At 71.6% G+C, this 6388-nt stretch carries 4 protein-coding genes and 1 pseudogene; 4 read left to right on the top strand and 1 reads right to left on the bottom strand.

The genetic code is table 11. From position 1 onward, the window contains the following. A pseudogene (locus J1C73_RS35145) lies at positions 1–175 on the bottom strand (peptidase M4 family protein); the annotation flags it as partial. A 324-nt stretch (positions 176–499) separates the two neighbouring features. Between J1C73_RS35145 and leuA the strand changes: the two are divergent. The 4 genes from leuA to J1C73_RS23385 all read left to right on the top strand — a co-directional run bounded on the left by leuA (position 500) and on the right by J1C73_RS23385 (position 6319). Next, positions 500–2296 carry a 2-isopropylmalate synthase gene (gene leuA / locus J1C73_RS23400; RefSeq protein WP_207318155.1) on the top strand — a complete coding sequence of 599 codons (1797 nt, stop codon included), beginning with the start codon at positions 500–502 and terminating at the stop codon, positions 2294–2296. Positions 2297–2509: 213 nt separating this feature from the next. Further along, complete coding sequence (locus J1C73_RS23395) at positions 2510–3214, top strand: TerB family tellurite resistance protein (protein WP_185095708.1); 705 nt, start codon at positions 2510–2512, stop codon at positions 3212–3214. A gap of 81 nt (positions 3215–3295) precedes the next feature. After that, entirely contained in the window at positions 3296–4048 is a 753-nt protein-coding gene (locus J1C73_RS23390) for a hypothetical protein (protein ID WP_207318154.1), read from the top strand. A gap of 228 nt (positions 4049–4276) precedes the next feature. Then, positions 4277–6319 carry an MMPL family transporter gene (locus J1C73_RS23385; protein WP_207318153.1) on the top strand — a complete coding sequence of 681 codons (2043 nt, stop codon included), beginning with the start codon at positions 4277–4279 and terminating at the stop codon, positions 6317–6319. Positions 6320–6388: the final 69 nt, after the last annotated feature.

Raw genomic sequence — 6388 nt, 5'->3', positions numbered from 1 at the left:
GCGGGACGGGGGTCGTCACCTGGCGGCGGGTGCGCCGGGCGGCGTCGGCCTCCAGGGTGCGGCGGGCCGGGCCCGCCAGGACGGGATCGTCGGACTGCGACAGCTTGTCGAGGACGTGGGGCGGCACGATGGTGCAGAAGACGGGGTGGGACCCGTGCTGAGTTCGAGGCTGCATGCACTCGACTGTGGCAGCGTGTGATCGCAATGTCACTGGTTGCCACCAGGATTGACGAAATAGAGTGATCGGTCACTGTTCACCCGTTACCGGTGCCCGGTCCCGCATACTGATACGGCACCGACCTCTCGGGCGTCGCTCGGCTAGTCTCTTCGCATCATGCGTTTCGGGCTGCTTCTTCTTAGCTGCCGCGGCGAGGGTCTGTAAGTCGTAGGCCGACCTCCTCCCCGCGGAGTCTTGTGTTGCAGCGACACGGTCGGCCTCCCCCGAGCTCTTGAAGAGCAGGGGGGACCCCCTCCGCCGGACTCCGAGGAGCCCCACGTCATGACCGCAGTGAATCCCGCTCAGACTCCCGTCGGCAACTCCGTCGGCCGCCCCACGCCGGTCACCAACGCCACGGGACTGCAGAAGCCGTCCGGGATGCCGATCAGCAAGTACGGCCGGTACGAGGCCGTCGAGATTCCCGACCGCACCTGGCCGGACAAGCGGGTCACGGTCGCTCCCCGCTGGCTCTCCACGGACCTGCGCGACGGGAACCAGGCGCTGATCGACCCGATGTCGCCGGCCCGCAAGCGCGAGATGTTCGACCTGCTGGTGCGCATGGGCTACAAGGAGATCGAGGTCGGCTTCCCGTCCTCCGGTGAGACCGACTTCGCGTTCGTCCGCTCCATCATCGAAGAGGGCGCGATCCCCGAGGACGTGACGATCTCCGTCCTGACACAGGCCCGCGAGGAACTGATCGAGCGGACCGTCGAATCACTGGTCGGGGCCCACCGCGCCACCGTCCACCTGTACAACGCGACCGCCCCCACCTTCCGCCGCGTGGTCTTCCGCGGGTCCAAGGAGCAGGTCAAGCAGATCGCCGTGGACGGCACCCGGCTGGTCATGGAGTACGCCGAGAAGATCCTGGGCGAGGAGACGATCTTCGGCTACCAGTACAGCCCGGAGATCTTCACCGACACCGAGCTGGACTTCGCCCTGGAGGTCTGCGAGGCGGTATGTGATGTCTGGCAGCCCGAGGAGGGCCGCGAGATCATCCTCAACCTGCCCGCCACCGTGGAGCGTTCGACGCCGTCCACGCACGCCGACCGGTTCGAGTGGATGTCGCGCAACCTGTCGCGCCGCGAGTTCGTCTGCCTGTCCGTCCACCCGCACAACGACCGCGGCACCGCCGTCGCCGCCGCCGAACTGGCCCTGATGGCCGGGGCGGACCGGATCGAGGGCTGCCTGTTCGGCCAGGGCGAGCGCACCGGCAACGTCGACCTGGTGACGCTGGGCATGAACCTCTTCTCGCAGGGCGTCGACCCGCAGATCGACTTCTCGCAGATCGACGAGATCCGCCGCACCAGCGAGTACTGCAACCAGATGGAGGTCCACCCGCGCCACCCCTACGCGGGCGACCTGGTCTACACCGCCTTCTCCGGCTCCCACCAGGACGCCATCAAGAAGGGCTTCGACGCCATGGAGGCCGACGCGGCCGCCCAGGGCAAGACCGTGGACGACATCGAGTGGGCGGTTCCCTACCTGCCGATCGACCCGAAGGACGTCGGCCGCAGTTACGAGGCGGTCATCCGGGTCAACTCGCAGTCCGGCAAGGGCGGAATCGCGTATGTCCTGAAGAACGACCACAAGCTGGACCTGCCGCGCCGGATGCAGATCGAGTACTCCCGGATCATTCAGGCCAAGACCGATGCCGAGGGCGGCGAGGTCACGCCGGCGCAGATCTGGACGACGTTCCAGGACGAGTACCTGCCCAACCCCGGCAACGCCGCGGCGCAGTGGGGTCGCGTGCAGCTGCGCACCGGCCAGACCACCACCGGCTCGGACGGCCAGGACACGATCACCGTCGAGGCGACCGTGGACGGCGCGGACACCGTGCTCACCGGCACCGGCAACGGCCCGATCTCGGCGTTCTTCGAAGCGCTGCAGGCCATCGGCATCGACGCCCGGCTGCTGGACTACACCGAGCACACGATGAGCGAGGGTGCGAGCGCCCAGGCCGCCTCGTACATCGAGTGCGCGATCGACGGAAAGGTCCTGTGGGGCATCGGCATCGACGCCAACACCACGCGCGCCTCGCTGAAGGCGGTCGTCTCGGCCGTCAACCGCGCCACCCGCTGACCCGCGTGCCCGAAAGGGTATGAAGCGGCACGGTTCGTGACCCCGTCCACCCGCACCCGGGGGGACGGGGTTCGGCCATCTGTGGGCGGTTGTGACGAGCGAGGTGCTGACGTCCTCTCGTGGATGTGGTTAACATCACGTCAACACGGCAATGTTGCCGAGGGGTACCTCCCGTGTCCTTGGGGCCACGGGGGAGTTACGGAGGTGTGCGACGTGCGGTCAGCCCTGGGACAACGCGCCATAAAGCTGCGTATCTGCGGCATCCGCACCATGTGGGACACCGTCGGTGACGGCGAGTTCTTCTGCACCGGCTGCGGGGGTGACCGCAACTACCGCCGCCTCACCGGACGTCTCCGGTTCGCCGTCCTCGGCGTACCGCTGCTGCGGCGCGGCACCGTGGGCCCGGTCGTCGAATGCGCCGCGTGCCACCACCACTTCGACACCGACACGCTCGACCACCCCACCACCACCCGGTTCTCCGCGATGCTCAAGGACGCCGTCCACACCGTGGCGCTCGGCGTCCTGGCGGCCGGCGGCACCACCTCCCGCACCGTCCTGGAGACCGCGGTCGCCACCGTGCGCGGCGCCGGATTCGACGACTGCACACAGGAGCAGCTCGCCACCGTCGTCGAGGTCCTCTCCGTCGACATAGGCCACGGCTCGGCGTTCGACCCGGCCGCCGAGGCCTGCGGCGCGGCCCTGGCCATCGAACTCCACGAGGCGCTGGAGCCCCTCGCCCCGCATCTGGCCCCCGCCGGACGCGAATCGATTCTGCTCCAGGGCGCCCGGATCGCGCTCGCCGACGGCCCGTACAGCCAGGCCGAACGCGAGGTGCTGACCACGGTCGGCGGGGCGCTCCAGCTCCGCGCCGAGGACACGGCCCGGCTGCTCGCCGCGGCGGCGCGTACGCCCTCCTGAGCCCTCCGGCGGGGCGGCCCCCGCTAAGGTCGCTCTCTTCGGGCGGCGAGAGCTCCCGGAGTCCCGATTGCGAGCTCCACGATGAGCGCCCAACCGTCCCTCGCACGACTGCGCCTCCCTGCCGCGCTGGACCGCCTGGCCGTCACCTTCGCCGGTCTGACCGCCCGGTCCGACGAGAACAACTGCGTGTGCCACTGGGGCGATGCCGAAGAGCTCGCGCTGCTCAAGACGGCGGACACGGAGCTGGACCCCGACCTCCTGTGGCGCACCTGGAACGCCCCCGACTGGACCGACCACCCGTCCGTCCTGCGCCGGATCCTGCCCCAGTTCGCCCGGACCCTCGTCGGCGGCCCTGTCGCCCCCTGGCAGGCGGAGGCGGGCCGCTCGTTCGCCCGGGGCCGATGGCAGCATTGGCCCGCCGAGCAGGCCGGGGCGGTCCGGGAGTTCCTGCACGCCTGGTGGGCCGACACCCTCACCGACCCGTCTCCCGCGGTGCCCGTCCCCGACGTCCTCGTCGTGATCACCGAGGCGTCCGCGGACGTCGGCCCGTGGCTCGGCGTCTGGGAGACGCTGACAGGGCCGCCGGCCGACGCGCACCTGGCCGCCCTGGTCGAACAGTGGGAGTGGGAGCTGATCGGCGACCAACTGCCCTGGAGCGGCTGGGACAACGAGGAGGAGATCCGCACCGAGCTGACCGCCTGGCTGGTCCGCAACGCACCCGCCAGGCTCCGCGCCCACGGCGCACCGCCGGAGCTGCTCAACCGGATACGGCTGCTCGGCCTCCCCTGCGCCGACCGCTGGGAGGACCCCGGCTGGGACGGCCGGCCCTGCTGATCCGGCGGCCGCGCGGCTCACCGTCCCTTACTCCCGCGGGAGTAAGCCGGGGCGCCGCACCCTCCCCGGCAGTAGCGCGGATGTCGGTCTCCGGCGCGAGGAATCAGCCCCGGCCCGACGGAAGTCTGGACATGAACCAGACACCCGGACGGAAGGGGGGCTCGTATGAGGGCCGCAACGCAGGACAGGGGCGAGCCGCCACAGCCGCGGCCGCGGAGCCGGTGGCGGATGCTGCCCTGGGCGGTCGTCGCGCTCTGGGTCGCCGCGATCGCGATCGCCGGGCCGCTGGCCGGCAAGCTCTCGGGCGTACAGGCCAACCACGCCGTCGACTATCTGCCGGCGAGCGCCGACTCCACCCAGGCGGCGAAGATCCAGGAGGCGCTGCCCGGCGGCGAGTCCACCGACCTCGTCCTCGTCTACCACCGCGACGGCGGGCTGACCCCGGCCGACCGGACCGCGGCCGCCCGGCAGACCGCCGAGGTGGCGGCCGGCCACACGCTCACCGCACCCCCGCGCGGCGTCCCCTCCACGGACGGCACGACCCTGATGTACCCGGTCTCCACGACCGAGCCGGGCCAGGACGACGACGCCCGGACCGCGTTCGTCGACGAGGTGCGCGAGATCGCCAGGGGCGGCGACGGACTGGGCGTCGAGGTCGGCGGCCCCGGTGCGCTGAACACCGACGCCATGAAGGTCTACGGCTCGCTCGGCGGCCCACTGCTCTACACGACCGTCGCCGTCGTCGCGATCCTGCTGATCCTCATCTACCGCAGCCCGCTGCTGTGGCTGGTGCCGCTCGTCGTCGCGGGCGTCGCCGACGCCCTGTCGATGGCCGTCGTCCACGAACTCAACCGGGGCTTCGACGTCACCGTCACCGGCCAGAGCTCCGCGGTGATGACCATCCTCGTCTTCGGCGCGGGCACCGACTACGCGCTGCTGCTGGTCTCCCGCTACCGGGAGGAGCTGACCCGCTTCGCCCGGCCGCACGAGGCGATGGCGGCAGCGCTGCGCGGCTGCGGCCCCGCCGTCGTGGCCTCCTCGGCGACCGTCGCAGCGGGCCTCCTGTGCCTTCTGGCGGCCGATCTCACCAGCAGCCGGGGAATGGGACCCATCGCCGCCGTGGGGGTGCTGTGCGCGCTCCTGGCGATGCTGACGCTGCTGCCGGCGCTGCTGGTGCTCCTGGGCCGCCGGGTGTTCTGGCCGCTCGTCCCCGCGTACGGCGCCGGGCCCAGGCGGCGGCGCTCGGTCTTCGCCGCCCTGGGCGGCTCGGCCGGACGCCGGCCCGTCGCCGTACTCGCGACCGGCGGGGTACTGCTCGGCGCGCTGGCGCTCGGGGTGTTCAACCTGCCCGGCGACCTCAAGCAGGAGGACTCCTTCATCAGCGCGCCCGACTCGATCGCGGCGATGGAGACGCTCGCCGACGCCTTCCCCGGCCGCTCCAGCCAGCCGATCACCGTGCTCGTGCCCACCGGCCGGGCCGACGCCGCGCTGGCCAAGGCCCGCACCATCGACTCGGTCGCCTCCGCCGAGCGCGGCCGCAGCGGGGGCGGCTGGACCGAACTGGCTGTCGTCGCCAGGGACAAGCCGGAGTCCGCGGGGGAGCGGGACACCGTCAACACCCTGCGCGACGCACTGGACGGGGCCCATGTCGGAGGCCCCGGCGCCCAGCAGATGGACCTGGAGAAAGCCAGCTCCCGGGACCTGAAGGTCGTCGTCCCGCTGGTCATCCTCTCCGTCCTGCTCATCCTGATCGCGCTGCTGCGCAGCCTCGTGGCCCCGCTGCTGCTCGTCGCCGCCGTCGTCGCCGTCTGGGGCGCCGCGCTCGGCATCGGCGGACTGGTCTTCGAACCACTTCTCGGGCTCAAGGGCACCGACCCCGGACTGCCGCTGCTGTCCTTCGTCTTCCTGGTGGCGCTCGGCGTCGACTACGGCATCTTCCTGATGCACCGGGTCCGCGAGGAGTCCCGGGCCGGCGCCGAACCCACCGACGCCGCGCTCACAGCCCTGCGCACCACCGGCGGGGTGATCGCCTCGGCGGGCCTGGTGCTCGCCGGCACCTTCGCCGTCCTGACGAACATGCCGCTGACCTCCCTGGTGGAGATGGGCTTCGTCGTCGCCGTCGGCGTCCTGCTCGACACCTTCCTCGTCCGCACCTATCTGGTCACCTCGGCGAGCGTGGCCCTGCAGCGGAGGATGTGGTGGCCGGGGGCGCTCAGCCGGACGCCCGCCGCCCCCGGGCCGCGGGAACCGGAACTCGTCAGGGCCCCCTGACAGTGCCCCGCCCCGTACCGGAGGATGGCGGCTCGTGGTTCGGGGCACGCCGCCATCCTCCGGTACGGG

Source organism: Streptomyces laculatispora (genome assembly GCF_017353455.1).
GTDB lineage: Bacteria > Actinomycetota > Actinomycetes > Streptomycetales > Streptomycetaceae > Streptomyces > Streptomyces laculatispora.
Note: the sequence above shows the minus strand (reverse complement) of the source record. Positions and strands in the feature narration are given on the sequence as shown.